The organism is Arthrobacter sp. C152, assembly GCF_054890965.1.
In genome coordinates this window covers 32,895-58,257 of record NZ_JBTZSU010000004.1, presented here as the reverse complement: position 1 = coordinate 58,257, position 25,363 = coordinate 32,895, and the positions used below count along the sequence as shown (strand labels likewise).

The following is a 25,363-nucleotide window of genomic DNA, read 5'->3' as shown; positions in this document are numbered from 1 at the left end:
GGGCCGGCGCTCAGCGCAGTCCACCCAACTGCTGGTGCAGAAGCATGAAAACGCCGTCCCGGTGCTGCTCCAGCATGGCGCTGTTGAAGGAACCGGGGCGCTGCAGTGCGCGGGACAGGAGTCCCATAATCGTTTTAACCAAGGAAATCACCTCCTTTGTCAGCGTTGAGGCAAAAAAGGGCATGGCAAATTAGCGCCAGTTAAAGGCGCGCAAAAGAGGCCGTAATTAGGGCGCAATAATTCCACAGCGGAATTAAAGGGACTGCGCCAAAAGCGCAGTTATGCGAAATGCACTACCGCGGAAACCGGCAAACGCTGCAGTATTCCTGGACACCGGATTACCCGTGGCCTGTTCAGGCGCGCGGGTGCTGGTGCAGGAAAGCTGGTGCCGGGAAGCGGTACCGTCCGCAGCCGCTGCCTCGCGGTCAGCGAAAGCGAAGGCCCGGAGGCTGCCGCCGGTTAGCGGCGGCGCAGCCCGGCGGAGTGGCCCGCGGCACGCCATGGGCGGGAACCGGCCGAAGCCACGCGTGCAGAACCGACAAAGGCCGGAAAGGCACCGATGATGGCATTCCAGTCGCCAGTCAAAGTCATCATTTTCCCAACCTCCCCTTCTGCGGTCCGCTGCGTGGTGTGCGTTGCGGTGAACGGACCCCGGCAAGATGCTTCGGGGTCACGAATAAAGCTATCCCAAAATTACCGGCATGGCCAGTAATTCCCCGGACATTCTCGAAAAAGCAGGAAAAGGGTTTTCCTAAAGGCCCCAGCGCACAATTGCCGGCGTCTTTTTGTCCCAGCCAAGGGTGCAGACCTTGGCTGTCCCCAGGATAAAGTGCCGCCCTTCGGTGGCAGGGAGTTCCAGCCAGCGTGCGGTGAGAATACGGGAGAAATGCCCGTGCGCCACGATCAGGACATTGTCCATGCCGGATTCCAGGACCCGGCCAATGATCTTGTCCGCCCTGGCCGCGACCTCGTCCAGCGTCTCGCCGTTGGGCACCCCGTGCGTCCAGATCAGGTAGTCGGGGTTGTCCTTGCGGATCAGGTCGGAACTGATGCCTTCATAGTCGCCGTAGTTCCATTCGACGGCGAGGGGCTCGTGCCGGGCATCGGGAAAGCCGGCGAGCTCTGCGGTGCGCCGTGCGCGCCTTAAAGGGGAAGTGAGCACCAGGTCGAAGTCGACGTTGTCCAGCACCTTCCTGGCCTCCACCGCCTGCTGTTCACCTTCGACGGTGAGCGGCAGGTCCGTGAGTCCTGTGTACTGTCCGCTCTTGGACCACTCGGTTTCACCGTGGCGGAGGATCCAGAGCTGCGGGCGCGGGGCGAAGGCGGGGTTGGTCACTTGGACTCCTCAGTGGAAGGTTCGACGGCGGCGGCGGAGGTCCCGGCAACAGGTTCTGCGGGTGCGGATTCGGGTTGTTCTGCCCACCAGGCCAGGAGGCGCGCCTCCGCTTCCTCCAGCGGCAGGGGCCCGTACTCCATCCGTTCGTTAAGGAGGAACTTGTAGGCCCGGCCCACCAAGGGCCCCGGCTTCAGGCCCAGCAGCTCCATGATCCGCGCGCCGTCCAGGTCGGGGCGCACGGCGTCGAGGGACTCCTGTTCGCGGAGGGCGGCGATGCGGGATTCGAGGTCGTCGTAGGCGAAGGACAGCCGGTCTGCCTTGCGCTGGTTGCGGGTGGTCACGTCGGAGCGGGTGAGCCGGTGCAGGCGTTCCAGCAGGGGACCGGCGTCGGTGACGTACCGCCGCACTGCGGAGTCGCTCCACCCGGCGTCGCCGTAGCCGTAGAAGCGCATGTGGAGTTCCACCAGCCGCGCGACGGCCTTGATGGTGTCGTTGTCGAAGCGCAGCGCCTTCATCCGTTTGGTGGTGAGCTTGGCACCCACCATGTCGTGGTGGCGGAAGCTCACCGCGCCGCCCGGTTCGAAGCGGCGCGTTGCCGGCTTCCCGACGTCGTGCATCAACGCTGCGAAGCGCAGCACGAAGTCCGGCCCGGGCACGGGCCCGTCGGGATCGCTTTCGAGCTCCGCGGCCTGTTCCAGGACCTGGAGGGAGTGCTGGTAGACGTCCTTGTGCCGGTGGTGTTCGTCGGACTCCAGCCGGAGGGCGGAGACCTCGGGCAGCACATGCTCGGCCAGACCGGTTTCCACCAGCAGGTCGATGCCGGTGCGCGGCCGGGCGCCGCAGACCAGTTTGACCAGTTCGTCCCGCACCCGTTCGGCGGAGATGATCTTGATGCGGTCCGCCATGTCCGTCATGGCGGACCGGACGTCGTCGCGCACCGAGACCCCCAGCTGCGCAGCGAACCGGGCCGCGCGCATCATCCGCAACGGGTCGTCGGAAAAGGACTCCTCCGGCGCGCCCGGGGTGGCCAGTAAGGAGGCGTGGAGGTCCCTGACGCCGCCGAACGGATCCACCAGTTCCATGGAAGGCAGCTTCAGCGCCATGGCGTTTATGGTGAAGTCACGGCGCAGCAGGTCATCGGTCAGCGAGGAGCCAAACGCCACCACCGGCTTCCGGGAGTCCGGGTCGTAGGCCTCGGCGCGGTAGGTGGTGATCTCAATCTGGAACCCCGCCTTGCGCATGCCGATGGTTCCGAAGGCACGGCCGATCTCCCAGAAGTTGTCCGCCCACTTCTTGATCAGCGCAATGGTCTGGTCCGGGGTGGCGTCGGTGGTGAAGTCCAGGTCGGGCGAGGTCCGGCCCAGGAACAGGTCGCGCACGGGACCGCCCACCAGCGACAACTCATGGCCGGCATCCACGAAGCGCTGTCCGAGCTCCAGGACCACCGGGTCCACCTTGAAGTCGACAGTGTGGGAATCAATCTTGTGATGTGCGTGCGCCATAGTTCCTTAAGCTTGGCAGAAACCAGCGCCGTGGCAGTCCAAAAAGGTGCCACGATCAGCGTTCTTTCCATTACGCCGCGCAAAGTGCGTCATATGCCGTCCATGTTGGTGTCATGTTCCGGTCATCATGAAGGGGCAAGTGTCGTTAGAGTGGACTCCATGGCCCATCCAGTACCGAGTGCTCCCGGCAGGAGGACAAACGCACCATTGCCATCGGCGATCGGTGCGCACGTCGCCCCTGCCCCGCAGTCGGCACCGGCGTCGCTGCCCACGGTTGAGGAAGTCTCCGCCGGCGGCGTCGTGGTGGACACGGCCGACGCCGGGCTGCGGGTTGCGATCATCGCCCGCCTTAACCGCGGCGGGCGGCTCGAATGGTGCCTGCCCAAGGGGCACCCGGAGGGCAAGGAAAACAACGAAGAGGCCGCGGTACGGGAGATCGCCGAGGAAACCGGCATTGAAGGCAGCATCCTGGCACCCCTCGGCAGTATCGACTACTGGTTCACCGTCAGCGGCCACCGGGTCCACAAGACCGTGCACCATTACCTCCTGCGCGCCACCGGGGGAGAACTGACCATCGAAAACGATCCCGACCAGGAAGCCGTGGACGTGGCGTGGGTGCCCATCCAGGAACTGGCACGGAAGCTGTCGTTCCCCAACGAGCGCCGCATCGCAGACCTCGCCCGCGAGGTCCTGCCCGGACACCTCTGAAGGCTCCCGCCGCCGTCGTTGCCTGGTAAAGCGGTGGCGGGTGAGACGATGAACTCGATGTCAGCTACCAACTTTCCTTCCGACAGGTCCGGCCGCCCGGACGACGCGGCACCCGACGGCGTTCCTCCGGAACCGGCAGGCCCGGACACTGCCCAGCCCGCGGCCGCGGGCGGCAGCGAGACCCGTTCCAGCGCCATCATGGCTGCCGGGACGCTCGTGTCCCGCTTCCTGGGCTTCGGCAAGACCTGGATGCTCGGCACGGCGCTGGGCCTGGGATCAACGGTCAATGACACGTTCATCAACGCCAACAACCTGCCCAACCTGATCTTCCTGCTGGTGGCCGGCGGCGTGTTCAACGCCGTGCTGGTGCCGCAGATCATCAAGGCGAGCAAGGCACCGGACCGGGGAGCCGACTACATCAGCCGGCTGCTGACGCTGGCTGTCCTGCTCCTGCTGGGCCTGACGGCGCTGGTCACCCTGGCTGCGCCGGCGGTCATCGAACTGACCACGCAGGGCTATTCGCCGCAGCAGAAGGCCCTCGCGGTGACCTTTGCGTTCTGGTGCCTGCCGCAGATCTTCTTCTATGGCCTCTATGCCCTGCTGACGCAGGTCCTGAACGCCAACGGCGCTTTCGGTCCTGCCATGTGGGCGCCCATCCTGAACAACGTGGTGGCCATCGCCGGGCTGGGCATGTTCATCTGGATCTTCGGCACGAACGAGTTCAGCCCGCACACCCTGGACAACTGGGGCGCCACGCAGACGCTGCTGGTGGCCGGGTTCTCCACCATCGGCGTGCTGTCCCAAACGGCCATCCTGATGGTTCCGGTCATGAGGCTGAAACTGGGCCTGCGTCCGCGGTTTGGCTGGCGGGGCGTGGGACTGGGCCACGCTGCCAGGCTGAGCGTGTGGACGCTGCTGACGGCCGCCGTCGGGCAGCTCGCCTTCCTGTACGTCATGCGCATCGCCACCATTCCCGGCGCGGAACGTATCCGGCTGCAGCAGTCGGGGGACCCGTCCGCGGCCACGCTTCCGGGCAACGCGGTGCTGGAGGTGGCCAGCCAGCTGTACCTGCTGCCGCACTCCATCATTGCCCTCTCACTGGCCACCGTGCTGTTCAACCGGATGACCCGTGCCTCCCAGGACGGCAACCGGGCGGAGCTGCGGGACGCGCTCTCGCACGGCCTGCGGACCATGGCCGTGGCCACCGTGTTCGGCGCCCTGGCACTGTTTGCGCTGGCGGGTCCGCTGGGCATGTTCTTTTCCGGCGGCCTGCGCCAGGACGGCGTCATGCTGGCCCAGACGCTCACCATCCTGGCGCTCAGCACGCCTTTCATGAGCGCCAACTTCATGATGTCGCGCGTGTTCTACGCGAACGAGGACGCCCGCACCCCGTTCTACGTCCAGCTGCTGCTGGCGGTGGTGTACGTGGCCGGCGCCTTCGCCATCCAGTTCCTCCCGGTCAACCAGATCATCTACGCGATCGCCGTGCTGTACATGGTGGGCAACATCCTGTCCGTCGTCATCAGCGCCTTCTTCCTGCGGCGCATGCTGGGCCATCTGGACGGCGCCCGGATCGCGAACTCGTACATCCGGATGGGTTACGCGGCCCTGGGCTCGGCGATCGCCGGCGCCGGCGCCCTCTGGCTCATGGGCAGCTACAGCCCGGACGGCTTCGCCTGGCAGAACCGGATCACGGCGCTGGTGACCGTCATCGTGGTGGGGCCCGTCATGCTGGTGGTCTACTTCCTCCTGCTCAGGCTCTTCCGGGTCTCGGAACTGCGCGACCTGCTGCGCCCGCTGCTGGGACGGCTGGGCCGCGGCGCCCGCGACGCCGCTGCGGAAGCCGGGACCCCGCCGTCGTCCGTTCCCGCCCACGCCGGAGCGGAACGGGGGCCGCGCGCAGAGCGGGCCACTACCTCCGTGGACACGGGCCTGATACCCCGGATTTCCGGGGAATTCGACGCCGTCTCCTTCCGGGCGGGACCGGATCCGGAGCGCGGTACGGACCACAGGGAAACGTACGACGACGGCCCGCGGCAGGGTGCCGACGGCGCCTACCTGCCGGCCGAGGACCAGCCCAGCACCGCCCGCGGCGGCCTGCTCCGCGAGCAGATCCCGATTCCCGGGCGCCGCACGTTCCAGGGGAAGGCCGGGGAAAACCCGCATTTCAAGTCCCGGCGCCCACGGAAAAAGTGATACTCCGGCTGTTTGTGCGCCGTCTTCTCCACGGCCGTCCGGGCCGGATCGGCTAGGATCGAACAGGTACAGGGGTAGTTGCATTCAGGGTTAACCTGACGGCGGTTGCGTCATCCACGCCGGCGATTCCGGACAGCCTAGGAGGAACACGTGTCCAACCCGATCGATGTCGGATCAGTACTTGGCGGCCGCTACAAGGTCACAGCCACGGTATTGGCCTCGCACGACCACGATCTGGTGCTGGATGGTGTGGACCAGGTACTCAACCGCCCGGTCAGCATCCTGGTGGCCGGCCCGGACAATACCGAGCAGGTTGCGCAGAGCGCCCGCGAAGTGGCCACCGGCGAACGTCCCGGCACCGTGCAGGTCCTGGACCTTGGTGTCACCGAGGCCGCCACGTACCTGATCACCAACCACACGTCCGCCGCCGACCTGCTGGATCTGGTGGTGGCCACCAACCCGCCGTACGTTGAGCCGTTCTTCACCGACACCCTGGGCAGCGAGATTTTCGGGCAGCCCCGGTCCAACGAACCCGAGCCCTACGACGATGAAGACAACGTCGAGGCCGGCTACATCAATTACCAGGAAACCCACCGCAGCCAGGTTGACCCTTACCGTCCTTCGCCTGCCGTGCCGCCGCGGCCTCCCGTTCGGCCGGCGGGTGCTGCCGGTGCTGCTGCTGCCGGTGCCGTAGGTGCTGCTGCGGCGGGTGCGGGTGCGGCTTCGCCGAAGGCAGGAGCAGGCGCTTCGAGGATCGAGCCGGACGCCACCGAAGCCCAGCCGGTGCAGCGCGCCGAGGCATCAGGGGCCGGGGCCGGGCAAGTGGGCACGGGCCCTGTTGAAACCGGGCCCGTGGAGACCGGGCCCGTCGACACTGGGCCCGTCGAGACCAGCGCCGGCGAAACCGGCCCGCACGGTACCGGCCGGCCCGCCGTCGAGCGTCCAGCCCGCCAGCCTGCCGCCCCGGAAAAGCCGAAGGTCTCCCTGTGGTCCGATGACGACTATGCACAGGCAGGGGAGCACGACAGTTACGGGGATACCGACGACGATGCGGATTCCGAACCGGTCAAAGGCAAAGGCGCCCTCTTTGCCCGGACAGCCGCGCCGGCTGCGGCAGGGGTCTCGTTTGCCGACCGCGACGATGACCGCGACAGTAATCGGGATGACCCGGACCAGCAGCCGCGTTCCATGCGGTGGCTGGTGGGCGGCCTCCTCGCGGTGGTATTGATCGCCGGCCTGATCTTCGCCGTCACCAACCTGGGCAGCCTGTTCACCCCTGAACCGCAGGCCAAGGCCCCGACTTCAACCAGCAACGCGCAGCAGGGATCCGCGCCTGCATCGCAGGCGACTTCGTCGACGCCGCCCGCTGCGCCGCCGGCAATCGAAAGCGTCAGCCGGCAGGGGAATTTTGACTTCGCCGCCACGTTTGACGGGGATTTGGTCAAGGCCTACGACGGCAATGCCGCCAGCTACTGGTCCGACATGGAGTTTGCCACCGAGAACTGGGGCGGATTGGCTCCGCAGGGTGTCCAGCTGGTGGTGAAGCTGAAGGCCCCCGCCGCCGTGTCGTCGGTGACACTGTCCCAGCTCGGCGGATCGGGTGGAAACATCACTGTTTACACCAACGACCGGCCTTCGATGGATGGTGCCAAAACCGTGGGTACCAACAGCTTCACGTCCACGGACCTGAACATCCCGGTGGGGGAGCCGGTCCAGGCACAGTATGTGCTTGTTTCCATCAATTCGCTTCCCAAGCTCGCAGCTCCCAAGACCCGCTACGGGTACGGACTCCGACTGGCAGAGATCAAGGTTCAGTAGCCCGTCTCCTTCAATGCAAGTGCAGTGGCCGTTGCCGTTCCGGCGACGGCCACTTTTGTGACTTCACGCGATGATGTGCTCTGTTACTCCGGGAACTCACCAGATGCTGCGGGACGGTAATCTGGGAAGAGCGCCTGCCGGAGGGAACCCCCGCGCCGTCCCTGACGGCTTCCTTTAGGCGCCGGAATATTCAGCATGCAGCCGCAGTTGTGCCATGTGGCCGGCCTCCACCGGGAGGCGAGTCGACCAAGGAAGAGGTTCACCGTCCAGTGACCATCGCAGAAACCACGGCGTCCGACGTACGTGATGTCATCATCGTGGGCTCGGGCCCGGCAGGCTATACGGCGGCCGTCTACACCGCCCGCGCCAACCTCAATCCACTGCTGTTCGCAGGATCGGTAACCGCCGGCGGTGAGTTGATGAACACCACCGACGTGGAGAACTACCCTGGCTTCCCCGAGGGGATCATGGGTCCGGACCTCATGGAGAACTTCGAGAAGCAGGCCGCCCGTTTCGGTACCGAGATCCAGTTCGAGGACGTCACCGCACTTGAGCTGGAAGGTCCGGTGAAGTCCGTGACAATCGGCACGGGTGAAACCTTCAAGGCCAAGTCGATCATTCTCTCCACCGGCTCGGCGTACCGGGAACTCGGCCTGCCGAATGAAAAGCGGCTCTCCGGCCATGGTGTGAGCTGGTGCGCAACCTGCGACGGTTTCTTTTTCAAAGACCAGGACATTGCCGTCATCGGTGGTGGAGACTCCGCCATGGAAGAGGCACTCTTCCTCACCAAGTTCGCCAAGTCCGTCACGGTTGTTCACCGCCGTGACACGCTGAAGGCTTCAAAGATCATGGCCGACCGGGCCCTGGCACACGAAAAGATCAATTTCGTATGGAACAGCACGGTCGATGACGTCCTCGGTCAAGAGAAGGTGTCCGGACTTCGATTGAAGAACCTTGTTGATGGAACCCTTTCCGAGTTGTCCGTCACCGGCGTCTTCGTCGCCATCGGCAACGATCCGCGCACTGATCTGGTGAAGAACGTATTGGAGCTTACGCCTGAGGGAACCATTGCAGTGGACGGCCGCAGTTCGAAGACCAGCGTCCCGGGCGTCTTCGCAGCCGGGGACGTGGTGGACCCCTCCTACCGCCAGGCGATCACCGCATCCGGGTCCGGCTGCGTAGCGGCCATCGACGTCGAGCACTACCTCGCCGACCTGCACTAATAGTCCGCGTTACTGGTATCGAAGAGAAAGAAAAGGTCAATGAGCAACGCAAAAGACGTAACTGACGCAAGCTTCGGAACAGATGTCCTGTCCTCCGAGAAGCCTGTCATCGTCGACTTCTGGGCTGAATGGTGCGGTCCGTGCCGCAAACTGGGCCCCATTCTCGACGAGATCTCGGTTGAGTACGGTGAGAAGGTTGACGTCGTCAAGGTAAATGTCGATGACAACCCGTCCATCGCTGCGGAGTACGGCATCACGTCCATTCCCGCCGTGTACCTGTTCCAGGGCGGAGAGGTGAAGAACACCGTGATCGGCGCGAAGCCGAAGCAGTTCTTCGAAAAGGAATTTGCCGACGTTCTCTCGTAGCCCGTTCAGGGCTCACGCGAGATTTGGTTCTTGCTGGTTGTGGCCACCGCTCCTTGAGCGGTGGCCACAACTGTTTTAAGGCAGTATGCCTCCGACTGCCGACCGGTTGGGGAAGGCGGTCCCACCCAGCATGTTTCACGTGAAACGCGGTGCGGGAACCATGAGCTAGAGGTGGTGTGTCCCCATCTCGCACAGGAACCCTGGGCTAATCGCCACACCTCTGCGTGCTCGGACACGCCCCAAGGCTCTTGGGTGTACTGCTACTACTGCGTTCCCATTCACAGCGTGAAGTAGGAAATCTCCAAGGCCGCCTCTTCTGTGCGGCAGTTCGAGTAACGGTTCCCACTTCCCAAGATGGTACAGAACTGCTAAGGCCTTCGTCGTAACTGGAAGTATGCACCACATCGAGGGAAGGCCTGCGAAATTCGCGCGGAAGCACTGATCCCAGAACCGCGATGACCGTTTCACGTGAAACATCGAGCCCAGCCCCGGCTGCCAAGCGTCGGCAGCCCAACCGAGAACACTCCCAAGTACCCGGCCGGTCGCTGCGCTGGCTACTGCAGAAAAGTTGGCCATTCGACCATTCAGCCATAGTGCGACAATCTGCCGCGCCCAAATTCCGTTCGCCACCGTACTGTCCGTTTCCCGGGATCTTGGCGCCAGCAATAGGCATCCACCTGGGCGAGGACTGCGTCGTCCTCTTTTCAGATCTCTGATCATCTGAAGCCTTTTGCCGACAAACGGAAGTCCTCCGCAACCGAACACCTGAAGGAGATTGCACCGCCGACTGCAGGTGCCGAAGTGTATAGTGCCGGGGTCAAAGCAGGACCGGAGGGCAACTTCTGCAGGTCATGAACTACACGCTTTCGTGCGTCAGGCCGCTTCCTGCGCAATGAACTGCTCTGTTCACGAAGACCCGTCTAGCGAGCCTGGAGCCGGACGATCGCCCTGCTGGGCGGTCCTCCATTCAGCACCAATTCCCGGAAGCAGGCAGAGGTCGGACTGCGCGACCCATTATCCGCTACTCCGGGAACCTACATGTCGACGCCACTTCCTTCTGCGCGTATATGGCCGCGGAGAGTGTCTGAAGTCTTCTAGCCGCGGGTCTGCAGGCGGCCTCCTCCTCCCGGAGTTCGCTCCTGTTTCACGTGAAACAGTTGCCGCCAATCTGGCGGACCTGTTGTACGTTCGTTGCCTGCAGCACTCCTTCTAGACGCCACGATATGTCGGTTTTTGAGGAAACGACTACTCGAGCTCAGGCGCCAGCAGTGGCCGGCTCGCAGGCGAGACCGCTGGCAATCTTCAGCACGCAGCCGGAGATAAGGAGAACCGCAGCTCGGACCACTCAGACTGCGACAAGGATCGCCGAGGCTGCCCCAGCATTCCAGTTACATCCGGCCACTCGACCAGAAGTATCACGGGTCCCGATCCTGGGTTCTGTGACGAGGCGTTCCGGGCTACTTTCTGAGGCCAAGTAGGCCCAACGTGTCCGCGGTCCAGGCACCAGGCGGGGCCACCAAAGGCTGCTCCGGTAGGCCAGCGACAAGGAACCGGTGGGAGGAGCGGCTCGGAAATCCCCACGTCCCCCCGCCGACTGGTGTGAGTTTACCCACACGTTATCCACAGTGGAGCTGGCCAATAATCCACAGTGTTATCCACAGGCCAGCGTCCCTGACCGGCACGACGGTCATGAGCTCGGTTGAAGCTTGAGAGGCCTTGAACTCGCATCCATGCTGGCCGGAAGTATTGAACCGGGCCGGACTACGATGCAATGCGCAATAACTTCGCACCTCGCTCACTGAAATTCAACCCGTATCCTGAGAAACATGAACAAGAAGCACTGCACCTTCCAAATGGCGACGTTTCACGTGAAACCGTCACGGTCTATAGGGAGTGTGACCGAAGCCGTATTCGACCAGGTTAGAGCCTCAAGCCGTGTGCCAACCTGGAATCTGGCCCACGCAGCAGCGGACTATCCACAAAGTTTTCCACAGGGATATCCACTGGGTCTGAGAGCGAAGGCGCGGCCTCTGAGACACCCCACAACTTTACATATGCCTACCGAACAGAACCCTGAGCTTGCCATCCGGTGGCCGCAACGCCATCCGAACGCAACGTGGGCCAGCGGCCCCAGACGCGCACGACTGCGCGCCCGCCCTGGCCGAGCATCAGATCTGGCGGACAGTGCGGGCATTGAATCTGGAGCGATCAGTGCCAGCACCACCGACTGGCACCTCATCGCCGGTAACGCCCTCGGAACCTGGGCGACGACACGCGCCCGCGTCACTGCTCCATCCCTATCACCTGCTTCGGCGGCCGGTTCCCCGAAGCGCCTGATCATCAGCTCCATCAACGCCGCTGTCCGCAGGCGCTTTGTCTACACGCGCAATGACACTTGACGAAGCTCCGGTCACAGGCAGCCTTCAAGGAGTCCGATCATATTGCGCGGGGGAGGACCCGCCTTGCACGGTGTCCGGGCTCAGGCATCGCACGGCAACGGCTAGGAGAGGGTAGCGGCAGCAGCGGTCGGCGGCCGGAGACAAACTGGTAAGAGCACGTATCAGTTCCTGCCAGTACGCCAATGCTATGGATCTGATAGCGAACTATGGTTCTGACATTCGACAGCGCTGGCCACGAGACAAAGCTTCTCCCGTCGACCACTTGCTAATGCAGGTCCCTCGACGGTTGTCGGCGATCATCGGTCCGTTCGCTAGACGCCACTTACCCGGGTACCGCCAGGCCCCTGCATCCACAGATCCAAGCGGAGGGTTGCCATCTATACCCAAAGGCCTAACAGAAACTCAGGGGAGCGTCCCTGCCGGCAGACCCTGCGTAAGCTTCGCATGCCGGCAGTATGCGTTTCACGTGAAACATCGACCGACTCACCTTCGCCATCCGCCGCTCGCTGGCAGACAGGGCCATCCTTCGCCTCCTCACGTGCCGGGTCGCTTGGCTCAGGACTTCAAAATGAAAGGGGAGTCCGGAGAACCCAACGGCTTCCTCTCGGCGATGAAAGCATGAGACCTTCCTCCAGACCCATTTCTCCCGATAGGGCCCGCGCCGAACACCGCCCACGTTGTTCTTTGCAGGCGGGGCTATCCCCAAGTTGTTAATTTGTGGTCCACTTTTGAGCCCAACTCGAGCGTTTCCGGCACACAGGGGGCCCTCGCGGATCAATGATGCTCCGCTGCCCACGGGGGCCTGGGGACCCCCTTTCGCTCGATAGAGCTAGGGGGCCTCGCTTCTTATCAATATTCTCAGGGAGACCGCACCAAACCACCGCGGTCCTGATTGCGGCCCCTCATGGATCTAACCGCCGACCACAGCTGCCGCCGCCCCCTAAGGCACAACAAGTTGCGACTAGCAGCGCAGCTGGGGAGAGGCACCGATGGTTTCACGTGAAACGTGAGAATCCATGACCACCCTGACACACAGGCTACCCCACGAACGTGGACGCCAACTTGGCCTGGTCGCACGCAACTGTACCTGACCGTTCGTCATCCTCACACAGACAGGCTGCGCGAAGTTTCACGTGAAACACGCACCTTGAAGGCCGCTCTGGGCCGCAACCGACCGCAGCTACGCAACCGGGCATGGGAGGAGTTGCATTCATATGAGGGCAAGGGGAGAGCTCCAGAGACACGCAGTCATTTGGATTCGAAATCTACGAGGGTGCGGCAAAAGTTGAATGGAAACGTCATATCCCATACGCCGGATTTTCTGCGGTGCCCAAAGCCCGAAAGGCATGGGACCAGGATCTGAAAGATCACCGCACGTAAAAGTCGCAGTCCTGTATCAGCGGCTCCATGACTAGGAAGGACTTGGACGGCACCGGCTCTATCTGAGGCCCCTTCGCCCAGGAAAAACACAGGGAGCACCGCAGCCACCACACCGTGGCAACTGCCACGAAACACGACAACCCAGCACATAAGAAAGGGCCTGATTCAGGAAGAATCAGGCCCTTTCAGAAGCGCGGAAAGTCAGTTTGTGGACCCCGGGGCAAGAACATCCATGATCCGGTTGAGGTCCTCAACACTGGCGAACTCGATGCTCACCTTACCCTTTCGAACACCGAGCGAAATCTTGACGTTCGTGTCCAGGCGATCGGACAACGACGATGCCAGATAGTCCAAGCGTTCATGCCGTGCACCGGGCCTCGGAATGTTGTTCTTCGCCGGCTTCGCAGGATCCTGGTACAGCGTCACGGCCTCTTCCGTGGCACGCACGGACATTCCTTCAGCAACGATCTTCTGGGCCAGCCGCTCCATGGCAGCTGCATCGGGAAGCGACAGGAGGGCGCGTGCATGGCCTGCAGAGAGGACGCCGGCGGCTACGCGGCGCTGCACGAGCGGCGGGAGCTTGAGCAACCGGAGGGTGTTCGAGACCTGGGGACGGGAGCGTCCGATACGGTCTGCCAGCTGCTCGTGCGTGGTGCCGAAATCCTCAAGCAGCTGCTGGTAGGCCGCTGCCTCTTCCAAGGGGTTGAGCTGGCTGCGGTGCAGGTTTTCAAGAAGGGCGTCGCGCAGCAGGTCATCATCGGTGGTATCCCGGATGATGGCAGGGATCGTGTCCAGCCCGGCGGCCTGGACAGCCCGCCAGCGGCGCTCACCCATGACAAGTTCATACGCCTCACTACCATCTTCGGTTGAAGTACGGACAACAATCGGTTGCAGGACACCGATTTCCCGCACGGAATGCACGAGTTCAGCCATGTCGTCCTCGTCGAAGACGTTCCGCGGCTGCTTCCGGTTCGGATGGATGTCTGTGACGGAAATTTCCGCAAAGCGTGCTCCAGGAACCTCCACCAGTTCAACATCGCCGGCCATCTGGCCACCTGGCATCGCGGGAATATCGGATGCAGGCCCTGCGGCTTCCAGGGAGGTCACGGCCTCTTCCGGCGCGGGAGCTGCGGAACGGCCACCGTTCAGCTCTGCTGCCTCATCACCGGTGGGAGATGCTGCAGGAGTAGCCGGTGCCGCAGTGGATGCAGTCCTCTTTTGCTTCGCAGGGCCGCCGTCGGTGGCACGCGCGGCCGGCGCTGGGTCCGCTGGTTTGGAAGCGGGCTTCCTGGCGGTCGCCGGTTTCCCACCGGTGGCTGGGGCCTGCTTGGCTGCGGGTCGCCGTGCGGCAGCCGGAGCTTGCTTGGCATCGTCCTTCACTGCATCCGGAGCCGCAGCAGCGGGCGGCTGCTCCACAGGCTCAGTCTTCCTGCGACCCTCCGGGAAGAAGAGGTCCACGGGCCTCGAAACGGCCCCGCCATTACCTGAACCATTGGTTGCGGCGGAACTTGGAATCAGCGCGCCAAGACCGCGGCCTAGGCCCCGTCGCTTCTCGCTCATGGGTAAATCCCTCCAGTGGTAGAGCCAGGCCCCGGCCGGGCTCCAGGCGTTGCAGTTTGAAGATTTTAGCGTTCTGCTATTTCAGCAGCGGCTTCCAGGTAGGACAGCGCGCCGCTGGAGGACGGATCGTAGGTCATGACCGTTTGCTGGTAGCTCGGAGCCTCGGAAATGCGCACCGACCGGGGAACCACGGCCGAGAGAACCTGGTCGGGGAAGTGCTGCCGTACTTCCGCGGCGACCTGGGCGGCGAGGTTGGTCCGGCCGTCATACATCGTCAGGAGAATCGTTGAGACAACGAGGTCGGCGTTGAGGTGCTTCTGGATCATCTCAATGTTCTTGAGCAGCTGGCTCAGTCCCTCCAACGCGTAGTACTCGCACTGGATGGGAATCAGCACTTCGCTGGCTGCACAGAAGGCGTTGACGGTCAGCAGGCCCAGGCTGGGCGGGCAGTCGATGAAGATATAGTCGAGCCGCTCTTCGCCGTTTTTCTCGCGGGTCTTGGCATAGACATCGATGGCCCGGCGGAGCCGCTGCTCACGGGCCACCAGCGACACCAGTTCGATCTCGGCGCCGGCCAGGTGGATGGTGGCCGGTGCGCAGATGAGGTTCCCGATGTCCGGGCAGGGTGCGACGACGTCGGCAAGTGCAACGTCGTTGATCAGCACGTCGTAGATGCTGTCAACGTCGGCGTGGTGCTCGATGCCCAGGGCGGTGGAGGCATTGCCCTGGGGGTCGATGTCAATAACCAGGACGTTCAGTCCGGCCGTGGCGAGGGCAGCGGCGATATTCACCGTGGTGGTGGTCTTGCCCACACCGCCCTTCTGGTTGGACACCGTGAAGATGCGGGTCTTCTCCGGCCGCGGAAGCTTCCGACCCATCAGGCGTTCCCGGCGCCTGGTTTCGTGGGCCAGTTCCCGTGCGATGGGGCTCGAGTCGTCAATGGTGTCGATGACGTTGGAGCGACCGGAAGTGGTTGTTTCACGTGAAACAGCCAGTGACGGCACCGAGCTATCAACTGATTTCGGATGTATTCCGGCGCGCGCGGGTACCATGCCCAGCCCAGCGACAGAACGTGCCGACCCCAATGACACAAACGGCGGGATCCGTTGTGCGGAGGCTTCACTACTGGTCACTGGGGCACACTCACTCTCGTTCAGCCAATTTTGCTGCCGGTGTCTAGCCTAACTGCTTCGTCGCGCTGACCGGCGTCAGCAGGACCGCATTAGGACTTCTTTTGGGACTTGTTTACAAGGATGCGAACGACGGTCGTGGGCTCCTCGAGGAGCTCTTCGCCGACGGTGACCACCGACGTCTCCACGCCACCCAGCTTCCGTATGACCTTCGCAGCCTTGTCGATTTCCTCAGCCGCGCTGCGGCCCTTGATCGCCACCACCTCACCGCGGCCGGCAAGGAGCGGAATGGTCATGCCGGCCAGGTTGGTCAGCGCGGACACTGCCCGGGCCGTCACCACGTCCGCATCGACATGCCCGACGGCGAGTTCAGCCCGGGTGCGCATCACCGTGACGTTGTCCAGGCCCAGGTCATCGACAACTTCCTGGAGCCAGATCACCCGGCGCTCCAGTGGTTCAATAAGCGTCAGTTCGAGGTCGGGCCGGGCGATGGCAAGGCACAGTCCGGGCAGCCCGGCGCCGCTGCCGACGTCGGCCACGTGGCTGCCGTGCGCAATCTCGCTCTCGATCACCGCGCAGTTCAGCACGTGGCGGCTCCACAGCCGCGGGATTTCACGGGGCCCGATCAGTCCGCGCTCGGTCCCCGAGGTGGCCAGATGCTCAACGTACCGCTTGGCCAGGTCCAGGCGGTCGCCGAAGATCTTCTCGGCCGCCCGAAGTTCTGCTGCCGTGATGTCAACCATGATCAGCAATCTCTAGCTGGCGGATACAACAATGTGGCGTCCGGCGCCTTCGCCCTCGGACTCGCTGACCAGGCCAAGGTCGGCCACGGCGTCGTGCACGATCTTCCGCTCGTAAGCGCTCATGGGTTCAAGGGCAACCGGCTCACCTGTCTCCTTCACGGTTGCGGCGGCATCCTCGGCAATCTTCTGGAGGTGGCCGGAACGTTCCTGGCGGTAGCCGTTGATGTCCAGGACCAGCCGTGACCGGTTTTCCGTAGCGGAAAGGACAGCCAGGCGGGTGAGTTCCTGGAGCGCTTCGAGTACCTCGCCGTCTTCGCCCACGAGGCTTTCGAGCCCTTCGGCTTCCTCCTCGGCAACGATGGAGATATAGGTGCGGCCGTTACGGACTTCGATGTCGATATCGCCGTCGATATCGGCGATGTCCAGCAGTTCCTCCAGGTAGTCAGCGGCGATGTCGCCCTCTTCCTCGAGGCGGCTGACGGCGGAAACCTTGGTGGCGGAAGCGGGGTTCACGGATTCGTCCTGGTCTACGGTCTCTTCGGAAAAGGCGTGCTCAGAGCTCTCTGCTGACATTACTTCTTCTTCCTGTTCTTGCGCTGGGGCTGGACGCGCTGTCCCTTGGGTTGAACGGCCGCGGCCGCGGCGGCTTCTGCCTCTTCGTCCTTCTTGCCGGTCAGGATTGACAGGGCCGGCAGGCCCTTGGCGGCACGGCGCTCGGCCAGGGCCTTGGCTGCGGGGGAACCCGGCGTGGGCATGCGGCGGATCACGAAGAACTGCTGGCCCATGGTCCACAGGTTGGTGGTGGTCCAGTAGATCAGCACACCGATGGGGAAGTTGATGCCACCCACGCCGAACACGATCGGCAGGATGTAGAGCATCATTTTCTGCTGCCGCATGAACGGGCTGGCCATGGCTTCTTCAGACATGTTCTTGGCCATGATCTGCTTCTGCGTGATGAACTGCGAGGCCGTCATGGCCAGGATCATCACGATGGAAAGCACAACCACAGCAACGTTGCCGGCTCCGCCATGCAGCAGCGCAGCAGACAGCGGCGCACCAAAAATGCTGGACGCGTCGAACTCCACAACCTGCTCATGGCTCATGGCACCGATGCCCTGGCCCTGGTCCTTGGCCGCCGAGATGCCCGAGAGGACCTGGAACAGCGCGAAGAAGAACGGCATCTGGATCAGCATGGGAAGGCAGGCAGAGAACGGGTTGGTTCCGTGCTTCTTGTACATGGCCATCTGTTCCTGCGCCATGGCCTGGCGGGACAGCTGGTCGGTTTTGCCCTTGTACTTGTCCTGCAGCTTCTTCAGGTCCGGCTGGAGCAGCTGCATGCCGCGCTGGGCCTTGATCTGCTTGACGAATACCGGGATCAGGGCGGCACGGATCACCAGCACCAGCCCAATGATGGACAAAGTCCAAGTCCAGCCGTTCGCGGCGGGCATCCCGATGGCGCTCAGGCCATCGTGGAATCCAATCATGATGATGGAAACCAGCCACTTGAACGGGGCCATGATTGTTCCAAAGAAGTCCATACTTATCCCTATTCGTCAGGCCGCAGTGCGGCCTTCTTCATCAGTCCGAGCAGCCAGGTACTTGTCCGGGTTGTTCAGCACAACAATTGTGGGGGTCCGGCCCGCAGGCCATTCCCGGCGGCCGGCGGGGACGTGGTCCACACCGCCGGCGTTCCATGGATGGCAATGGCCAAGGCGCCGCAGCGCGAGCCAGCTTCCCTTAACGGCGCCATGAACGGTCACCGCTTCGAGGGCATACGCCGAACACGACGGGAAGAATCGGCAGACCTGGCCGTACAAGGGCGAAACCACCTTGCGGTAGGCCATCAGCAGCAGAATGAGGATGTTCCGGGGCAGGTTCCAGAGAAACCTGCCGACGGCGGCGGGTACAGTGCGGAAACGGGCGACGACGGCAGTGGCGTTAGGCACGCGTTGTCCCCTCCTGTGTTGTACCGGCCGAACCAGTGGCGGCTGCCCGTGAAAGGCGGCCGGCCAGCCGGTTCTGTGTAGTTTCCAGTGCTGCGTTATAGTCCGCCAGCAGTTGGTCCCAGCTGGCGGATGCGGACGCGGGCAGTGCCCGGACCACAATGGCAAGTCCAGTTGCGTGTTCACGCAGCGAGGCAGCAGCCGCTTCCCTCAGTCTCCTCTTAACGAGGTTCCTGGCGACAGCGTTCCCTACACTCTTGGAAACAATAAACCCGATCCGGCTGGGTTCGTCGGCAGCAATGGCTGCCGCATATAACACTACGTTCCGGCGTCCATTGCGGACACCGGAACGTACGGTTGTTGAAAAATCGGTTGCAGTCCTCAGGCGGTTGCGGGCGGCCAGCACCTTAAACTCGCAAAGGGATGTCTACCGACAAGTCAGTTATTTAGGCCGAAAGTTCGGTGCGGCCCTTGCCACGACGGGCTGCCAGGATGGCGCGGCCGGCACGGGTACGCATACGAAGGCGGAAGCCGTGCTTCTTGGCTCGACGGCGGTTATTCGGCTGAAAAGTCCGCTTGCTCACGTTAGTTACTCCAGTGGATCAAAGGTGCGCCCACCCGATCAGTATGGGGAAGAACTGGCCGACGCTAAGTTTTGTATATGCACGCTTCCCCCGGCTGCCCAGGCGCAGTGCGACTGGAAGTTCAGATGGGGCCAAAAAGCGGACACAAAGGACTTCACAACGTTAGGGCAATTTAAGGCCCTGCGTCAAACCGAAGGCGCCCCCGGCAGCTGTCCCCAACTGTTCCTAAGTTGTCCCCACAGCCTGTGGATGAAGTGGCTCACAGGCCCTCTTTCGAAACCACAACCGTGTAATTATCCACAGCCGGAAGGCCAGCTATCTTCTAGGCTTTTCATCCCCTAGAGTGTCCCAGTAGCCGATTATCCACGGGCTGTGCATAAGCCTGTGGATTGAGCTGGGCCAGCACCCTGGTTCCGGACTGGGGCTGCAGGCAATGCAGGCACAGCAAGTTTTGAGGGAACCGATTGATGACAGTAGACGAAGCCAACCACGCCAATACTGTCGGAAGTTCCTGGCGCCGCGTTGTCAGCCTGCTGGAACAGGACCACCGCGTATCTCCCCGCCAGCGCGGCTTTGTCATCCTCGCCCAGGCCCAGGGCCTGATTGGCTCCACCCTCCTGGTTGCTGTCCCGAACGAACTCACCCGCGAGGTCCTGCAGACGCAGGTCAAGGACGCCCTTGACGATGCCCTGCACAACGTCTTCTCCGAGGACATCCGCTGCGCCATCGACGTCGACACCGACCTGGTCCCGATCCACGAGGAACCGGAGCCCGTCGTCGAGCCGTCCTTTGCGCCGGACCAGCTGATCGAACAAAAGCCGCAGCCCATGCTGCCCAGCACGTCCCATGAATTCGGCCGGCTCAACCCCAAGTACGTCTTTGACACCTTCGTGATCGGTTCCTCGAACCGCTTCGCCCATGCCGCCGCCGTCGCAGTTGCCGAAGCTCCCGCCAAGGCCTACAACCCGCTGTTCATCTACGGCGACTCCGGGCTGGGCAAGACCCACCTGCTGCACGCGATCGGACACTACGCACGCAGGCTCTACAGCGGCATCCGCGTCCGGTACGTCAACTCCGAAGAGTTCACGAACGACTTCATCAACTCCATCCGCGACGATGAGGGCGCCAGCTTCAAAACCACTTACCGCAACGTGGACGTCCTTCTCATCGACGACATCCAGTTCCTGGCCGGCAAGGACCGCACGCTGGAGGAGTTCTTCCACACGTTCAACTCGCTGCACAACAACAACAAGCAGGTGGTCATCACCTCGGACCAGCCGCCCAAGCTGCTGGCGGGCTTCGAGGACAGGATGAAGTCCCGGTTCGAGTGGGGGCTGCTGACGGACATCCAGCCGCCGGAACTTGAAACGCGTATCGCCATCCTCCGGAAGAAGGCGCTCAGCGAAGGGCTTTCCGCGCCGGACGATGCGCTTGAGTACATCGCCTCCAAGATCTCCAGCAACATCCGCGAGCTCGAGGGGGCCCTGATCCGGGTGACCGCCTTCGCCAGCCTGAACAGGCAGCCGGTGGATGTCGCGCTGGCCGAGATGGTCCTGAAGGATCTCATCACTGACGACGGCGCCGAGGAAATCACGTCCAGCCAGATCCTGCAGCAAACGGCCGACTACTTCAAGCTCAGCATGGAAGAGCTCTGCAGCAAGTCGCGGACCAGAACCCTTGTCACCGCGCGGCAGATCGCGATGTACCTCTGCCGGGAGCTGACGGACATGTCGCTGCCGAAAATCGGGCAGGAGCTCGGCGGCCGCGACCACACCACCGTGATCCACGCCGACCGCAAGATCCGCGAGCTGATGGCCGAGCGCCGTGTGATTTACAACCAGGTGACGGAACTGACCAACCGGATCAAGCAGCAACAGCGCGACTCCTGAATCCACACCGCGCCGCGCACTCTATACCTTATTAACAGGGGCATGTGGATAAGCCTGTGGATACTTAAGGGGACAAGCGCGGTTAATGGGCTTAAAACCCTTAAGCCGTCTGTGGATCGTCACAAACGGGCATTTCGGTTGTCCCCATCCACACCCTGTTTAAAACCCAGGAAACGCACACGCCGTGAACAGGGCTTAACCGCGGCACCGTGCGGCAGGACCGGGTTATCCACAATTTCCACAGCAGTTATTAACACTACGAATCCCAAAAAATTCAGATCCCTCAAACAACAAGATCGATCCGCACGTCCACCCCGGGGCCTTGCCGGCCCCCTGAAGGGCCCGGCGGCGGTTTGGGGATGGGTTAATCGCGGATCTTCCGGCTAAGCTGTCAGCAGCGCTCCCATCCCTGGGTTTTTGTGTGGTTTCCATCAGCGTGGACCATGCACCGGCCGGGGGCGCCGGCAAGATTTTCCGGGATTTGCCCGCACAGTTCGGCGGGTTTACATGGCAACAGCAATGAAAGGCGGCACCCTTCCGTGAAGTTCAGAGTCGATCGGGACGTCCTGGCAGAAGCCGTCACCTGGACAGCCCGTTCGTTGTCTCCGCGGCCGCCGGTGCCAGTCCTCTCCGGCCTTCTTCTGAAGGCTGAAGCCGGAACAGTGAGCCTTTCCAGCTTCGATTACGAAACCTCTGCGCGGCTTGAAATCGCAGCGGACATCCGCGATGAAGGCACCATCCTTGTCTCCGGCCGGCTGCTTGCTGACATCTGCCGCAGCCTCCCCTCGGCGCCCGTCGACGTCGAAACCGACGGCAACAAGGTCACGCTCACCTGCCGCCGAAGCAGCTTCCACCTCGCCACCATGCCCGAAGCGGAATATCCTCCACTGCCTGCGCTCCCGGCCATCAGTGGAACGGTTCCCGGCGACGCCTTCGCCCAGGCCGTATCGCAGGTGATCATCGCCGCCAGCAAGGACGACACCCTGCCCATCCTCACCGGCGTGCGCATGGAAATCGAGGATGACCTGATCACCCTCCTGGCCACCGACCGCTACCGGCTGGCAATGCGCGAAGTGCCGTGGAAGCCCGTCACTCCGGGGATCTCCACCAGTGCCCTCGTCAAGGCCAAGACACTGAACGAAGTAGCCAAAACGCTGGGCAACAGCGGAGACATCAGCCTGGCGTTGTCCGACGACGACAGCCGGCTGATCGGATTCGAAAGCGGCGGCCGCACCACCACATCCCTGCTGGTCGATGGTGACTACCCCAAGATCCGGTCCCTGTTCCCCGAATCGACGCCCATCCACGCCACCGTGCAGACGCAGGAACTCGTGGAAGCCGTCCGCCGTGTCTCGCTGGTGGCCGAGCGCAACACCCCTGTGCGGCTCGCTTTCACATCCGGTCTGCTCAACCTCGACGCCGGGACCGGCGAGGACGCGCAGGCTTCAGAGGAGCTGGAAGCCCAGCTCTCCGGCGAGGACATCACTGTCGCCTTCAACCCGCACTACCTGGTGGAGGGCCTCAGCGTGATCGAGACGAAATTCGTCCGGTTCTCGTTCACCACCGCACCCAAGCCCGCCATGATCACGGCGCAGGCAGATGCGGACGGTGACGACCAGGATGACTACCGCTACCTGGTGATGCCGGTCCGCCTCCCCAACTAATCCCCATCGGCTCCCAACCTTCGCAAGCTCAGGCCGGGCCCCTCGCCAACGGGCCCCACCCATCCATCGGCTCCCACTAGCGCAGAAAAGGATTCCACCATGCACATTGGACTGATCGGCCTTGGAAAAATGGGATTCAACATGCGCGACCGGCTGCGCAAGGGCGGGGTTGAGGTCACCGGCTACGACCGGAATCCGGATGTCACGGACGCCGCCAGCGTGGATGACCTGGTCGCGGCAGTCCCGGCGCCCCGGATCATCTGGGTGATGGTCCCCGCCGGCCCGGTTACCGATGCCGTCATCACCGAGCTCAGCGGCAAGCTGGAACCCGGCGACCTGGTGATTGATGGAGGAAACTCGCGGTTCACGGAGGACCAGAAGCACGGCGAACTGCTTGCCGCCAAGGGCATCCGCTTCGCGGACTGCGGTGTGTCCGGCGGTGTCTGGGGACTGCAGAACGGCTACGGCCTGATGGCTGGCGGGGATGCGGCGGATATTGAGCGTGCCCTGCCCGTCTTCGATGCTCTGCGTCCCGAAGGCGACCGGGCGGACAGCTTCGTCCATGTCGGCGGCATTGGAGCCGGACACTACGCCAAGATGGTCCATAACGGCATTGAGTACGGCCTGATGCAGGCGTACGCCGAGGGCTACCAGCTGCTGGCCTCCAAGGACATCATCAATGATTTGCCCGGCACGTTCCGCGCCTGGCAAAAAGGCACGGTGGTGCGGTCCTGGCTGCTGGACCTCCTGGTCAAGGCCCTGGATGAGGACCCGGGCCTGCAAAACATCGACGACTATGTCGAGGATTCGGGTGAAGGAAGGTGGACCGTTGAAGAGGCCATCGCCAACGCCATCCCTGCGCCGGCCATCACGGCCGCCCTGTTTGCCCGCTTCGAGTCCCGCGAGGACAGCTCACCGGCCATGAAGATGGTTTCCGCGCTGCGGCACCAGTTCGGCGGCCACGCCACCCGTCCCGCCAAGTAGCACCCACCGGGGCCGCGCAGCGCCCCAGAATTGCCGAAATCCGCGTGTATCTGGAACACCTCTCACTGACCGACTTCCGCAGCTATGCCCAGGTGGACCTCGCCCTGGGACCGGGCGTTACCGTGCTGGTGGGTTACAACGGCATCGGCAAGACCAACCTGATGGAGGCCATCGGCTACCTGGCCACGCTTAGTTCGCACCGCGTGAGTTCGGATGCTCCGCTGCTGAGGTTCGGTGCGGAGCGTGCCTTGGTCCGCGCACGGCTGGTGCGGGGCACCCAGAGAACGGTGCTTGAGCTGGAAATCAACGCCGGCCGGGCGAACCGGGGACGCATCAACCGCAGCAACCCGGTCCGGGCGCGCGATCTCCTCGGTATCTGCCAGACCGTGCTCTTCGCTCCCGAGGACCTGGCCCTGGTCAAGGGGGACCCATCCAACCGCCGCCGCTTCCTTGATGAACTGCTCGCCAGCCTCATCCCGCACCATGCCGCCACCCGCGCCGACTACGACCGGGTGCTGAAACAGCGCAACGCCCTGCTCAAGTCGGCCAGGGGCGGCAAATTCACGTCCGCCCATGAGGCGACCCTGGATGTGTGGGACCAGCACATGGCCAAGGCCGGCGCCGAATTGCTGCACGCGCGCCTGGAACTGGTGGAACGGCTCCGGCCGCACCTGGCCCGCGCCTACGCAGGCCTCACGGATGGGTCCAAGCCCGCGGATGCCACCTACCGGTCAACGCTGCAGAACCAGATGGACGACGACGGCGTTCCGGCCGGAGCCGCGCAGGGCACTGCGGCGGGAGGTGCTTCAGCCGATACGGAGGACCTGCGCCTGCTGTCGGTCGAACAACTGACGGTGCGGTACATCCAGGCTTTCGCTGACTCCCGAAAGAAGGAACTGGAACGCGGAATTTCGCTGGTGGGCCCGCACCGGGACGACCTTGAGCTGACGCTCGGCCAGGCACCGGCGAAAGGCTACGCCTCGCACGGGGAAACCTGGTCGATGTGCCTCTCGCTCCGGCTCGCTTCGTACTACGTGATGCTGGATGACGCCCGGACCGGCGGATCCGCCCCCATCCTGATCCTCGACGACGTGTTCGCCGAGCTGGACGTCCAGCGGCGGCGTAAACTGGCCGCAATAGTCTCCGGCGCGGAACAGGTCCTGGTGACCGCCGCCGTCGACGCCGACATTCCGGAAGAACTCTCCGGGCGGCGGGTGAAGGTCGTCCCGGGAGGTATTGATGAGCAGGAACGGTGACGCTGCCGGCGGACTGCAGCCGGGCCGCGAACCTGACAACATCGATGCCCCGCAGGCAGCCCTGAACAGGGTGCGCGAAGCTGCCGCCGCGCGCGGGGAAGTCCGGCGGAAAGCGCCGGGACCGGCAGGGCAGAAAGCCAAACGCGGCATCCGGGACACCCGCGGCTTCAGCCAGTTCCACGCCACCGGCCGGGACCCGCTGGGCCTGGGAAAGGTGGTGGGGCGGCTGGTTGCCGAGCGGGGCTGGTCCTCGCCCGTCGCCGTCGGATCCGTCATGGCGGAATGGGCCACCCTGGTGGGGCCGGACATCTCCGCGCACTGCACCCCGGAAAGCTTCACCGGAACCACGCTGCACGTGCGCTGCGACTCCACCGCCTGGGCCACGCAACTGAGGCTGCTCAGCACCAGCCTGCTGGAGAAGTTCCGCCGGGAACTCGGCGACGGCGTGGTGACCACCATCCAGGTATTGGGGCCGGCGGCACCCAGCTGGCGCAAGGGCGGGCGCAGCGTCAACGGCCGGGGCCCGCGGGATACGTACGGATAATCGCAAGCCGGCTCTTGAAACTGCGCCCAACGGCGTGTAGAGGCCTGCAAGCCCCGGAGCGTGTATAGGCACCCGGAGGGCCTACCGCTGGGCCGCCCTAGGCGGGGCCAAGAGCCTTGCACAGCCATGTCGGCAGCC

General features: G+C 63.5%; 22 protein-coding genes. 10 read left to right on the top strand and 12 right to left on the bottom strand.

The genetic code is table 11. The features are described 5' to 3' along the window. Window positions 1–10: 10 nt before the first annotated feature. From ACYSM9_RS04050 to ACYSM9_RS04035, 4 genes are all read right to left on the bottom strand, one after another. Entirely contained in the window at window positions 11–142 is a 132-nt protein-coding gene (locus ACYSM9_RS04050; RefSeq protein ID WP_461855719.1) for a hypothetical protein, read from the bottom strand. 317 nt (window positions 143–459) lie between these two features. Continuing rightward, the gene (locus tag ACYSM9_RS04045) at window positions 460–594 is read right to left on the bottom strand and encodes a hypothetical protein (protein ID WP_461855718.1); all 135 of its coding nucleotides are present in this window, start codon (window positions 592–594) and stop codon (window positions 460–462) included. Between the two features lie 157 nt (window positions 595–751). After that, window positions 752–1,336, bottom strand: coding sequence for a histidine phosphatase family protein (locus tag ACYSM9_RS04040; RefSeq protein ID WP_461855717.1), 585 nt, complete (start codon window positions 1,334–1,336; stop codon window positions 752–754). After that, window positions 1,333–2,838 carry a CCA tRNA nucleotidyltransferase gene (locus ACYSM9_RS04035; protein WP_461855716.1) on the bottom strand — a complete coding sequence of 502 codons (1,506 nt, stop codon included), beginning with the start codon at window positions 2,836–2,838 and terminating at the stop codon, window positions 1,333–1,335. The genes ACYSM9_RS04040 and ACYSM9_RS04035 overlap by 4 nt, the downstream gene beginning before the upstream one ends. Before the next feature lie 207 nt (window positions 2,839–3,045). On the opposite strand from ACYSM9_RS04035, the gene ACYSM9_RS04030 reads away from it, so the two are divergent. The 5 genes from ACYSM9_RS04030 to trxA all read left to right on the top strand — a co-directional run bounded on the left by ACYSM9_RS04030 (window position 3,046) and on the right by trxA (window position 9,149). Then, window positions 3,046–3,546 carry an NUDIX hydrolase gene (locus tag ACYSM9_RS04030; protein ID WP_461855715.1) on the top strand — a complete coding sequence of 167 codons (501 nt, stop codon included), beginning with the start codon at window positions 3,046–3,048 and terminating at the stop codon, window positions 3,544–3,546. 57 nt (window positions 3,547–3,603) lie between these two features. After that, on the top strand, window positions 3,604–5,742 hold the full coding sequence (murJ, locus tag ACYSM9_RS04025) for a murein biosynthesis integral membrane protein MurJ (RefSeq protein WP_461855714.1): 2,139 nt from the start codon (window positions 3,604–3,606) through the stop codon (window positions 5,740–5,742). Between the two features lie 150 nt (window positions 5,743–5,892). After that, window positions 5,893–7,560, top strand: a complete 1,668-nt coding sequence (locus ACYSM9_RS04020) for an ABC transporter substrate-binding protein (protein WP_461855713.1) — start codon at window positions 5,893–5,895, stop codon at window positions 7,558–7,560. Between the two features lie 269 nt (window positions 7,561–7,829). After that, entirely contained in the window at window positions 7,830–8,783 is a 954-nt protein-coding gene (trxB, locus tag ACYSM9_RS04015; protein WP_461855712.1) for a thioredoxin-disulfide reductase, read from the top strand. A 39-nt stretch (window positions 8,784–8,822) separates the two neighbouring features. Next, window positions 8,823–9,149 (top strand): thioredoxin, encoded by a 327-nt coding sequence (trxA, locus tag ACYSM9_RS04010; RefSeq protein WP_454485453.1) that lies wholly within the window; start codon window positions 8,823–8,825, stop codon window positions 9,147–9,149. Window positions 9,150–13,129: 3,980 nt separating this feature from the next. On the opposite strand, the gene ACYSM9_RS04005 is transcribed toward trxA, so the two are convergent. The 8 genes from ACYSM9_RS04005 to rpmH form a co-directional block, all read right to left on the bottom strand. Further along, window positions 13,130–14,488 carry a ParB/RepB/Spo0J family partition protein gene (locus ACYSM9_RS04005; protein WP_461855711.1) on the bottom strand — a complete coding sequence of 453 codons (1,359 nt, stop codon included), beginning with the start codon at window positions 14,486–14,488 and terminating at the stop codon, window positions 13,130–13,132. Between the two features lie 65 nt (window positions 14,489–14,553). Further along, window positions 14,554–15,621 (bottom strand): ParA family protein, encoded by a 1,068-nt coding sequence (locus ACYSM9_RS04000; protein WP_461855710.1) that lies wholly within the window; start codon window positions 15,619–15,621, stop codon window positions 14,554–14,556. 89 nt (window positions 15,622–15,710) lie between these two features. Then, on the bottom strand, window positions 15,711–16,361 hold the full coding sequence (gene rsmG / locus ACYSM9_RS03995; protein WP_461855709.1) for a 16S rRNA (guanine(527)-N(7))-methyltransferase RsmG: 651 nt from the start codon (window positions 16,359–16,361) through the stop codon (window positions 15,711–15,713). Between the two features lie 12 nt (window positions 16,362–16,373). Further along, complete coding sequence (locus ACYSM9_RS03990; RefSeq protein ID WP_461855707.1) at window positions 16,374–16,934, bottom strand: Jag family protein; 561 nt, start codon at window positions 16,932–16,934, stop codon at window positions 16,374–16,376. After that, complete coding sequence (gene yidC / locus ACYSM9_RS03985; protein ID WP_461855706.1) at window positions 16,934–17,899, bottom strand: membrane protein insertase YidC; 966 nt, start codon at window positions 17,897–17,899, stop codon at window positions 16,934–16,936. Before yidC ends, ACYSM9_RS03990 begins: the two co-directional genes overlap by 1 nt. A gap of 15 nt (window positions 17,900–17,914) precedes the next feature. After that, window positions 17,915–18,307: a membrane protein insertion efficiency factor YidD gene (gene yidD, locus ACYSM9_RS03980; RefSeq protein ID WP_461855705.1), complete on the bottom strand. Its 393-nt coding sequence runs from the start codon at window positions 18,305–18,307 to the stop codon at window positions 17,915–17,917. Then, window positions 18,300–18,710: a ribonuclease P protein component gene (gene rnpA / locus ACYSM9_RS03975; RefSeq protein WP_461855704.1), complete on the bottom strand. Its 411-nt coding sequence runs from the start codon at window positions 18,708–18,710 to the stop codon at window positions 18,300–18,302. The genes yidD and rnpA overlap by 8 nt, the downstream gene beginning before the upstream one ends. Before the next feature lie 40 nt (window positions 18,711–18,750). Then, entirely contained in the window at window positions 18,751–18,888 is a 138-nt protein-coding gene (rpmH, locus tag ACYSM9_RS03970) for a 50S ribosomal protein L34 (protein WP_003800212.1), read from the bottom strand. Between the two features lie 467 nt (window positions 18,889–19,355). Between rpmH and dnaA the strand changes: the two genes are divergently transcribed. The 5 genes from dnaA to ACYSM9_RS03945 all read left to right on the top strand — a co-directional run bounded on the left by dnaA (window position 19,356) and on the right by ACYSM9_RS03945 (window position 25,225). Then, on the top strand, window positions 19,356–20,777 hold the full coding sequence (gene dnaA / locus ACYSM9_RS03965) for a chromosomal replication initiator protein DnaA (protein ID WP_221384426.1): 1,422 nt from the start codon (window positions 19,356–19,358) through the stop codon (window positions 20,775–20,777). A 539-nt stretch (window positions 20,778–21,316) separates the two neighbouring features. Further along, window positions 21,317–22,441 (top strand): DNA polymerase III subunit beta, encoded by a 1,125-nt coding sequence (gene dnaN / locus ACYSM9_RS03960; protein ID WP_461855703.1) that lies wholly within the window; start codon window positions 21,317–21,319, stop codon window positions 22,439–22,441. 99 nt (window positions 22,442–22,540) lie between these two features. After that, window positions 22,541–23,425, top strand: coding sequence for a phosphogluconate dehydrogenase (NAD(+)-dependent, decarboxylating) (gene gnd / locus ACYSM9_RS03955; RefSeq protein ID WP_461855702.1), 885 nt, complete (start codon window positions 22,541–22,543; stop codon window positions 23,423–23,425). A gap of 44 nt (window positions 23,426–23,469) precedes the next feature. Then, on the top strand, window positions 23,470–24,681 hold the full coding sequence (gene recF / locus ACYSM9_RS03950; RefSeq protein ID WP_461855701.1) for a DNA replication/repair protein RecF: 1,212 nt from the start codon (window positions 23,470–23,472) through the stop codon (window positions 24,679–24,681). Beyond that, the gene (locus tag ACYSM9_RS03945) at window positions 24,665–25,225 is read left to right on the top strand and encodes a DciA family protein (RefSeq protein ID WP_461855700.1); all 561 of its coding nucleotides are present in this window, start codon (window positions 24,665–24,667) and stop codon (window positions 25,223–25,225) included. Before recF ends, ACYSM9_RS03945 begins: the two co-directional genes overlap by 17 nt. Window positions 25,226–25,363 lie beyond the last annotated feature (138 nt).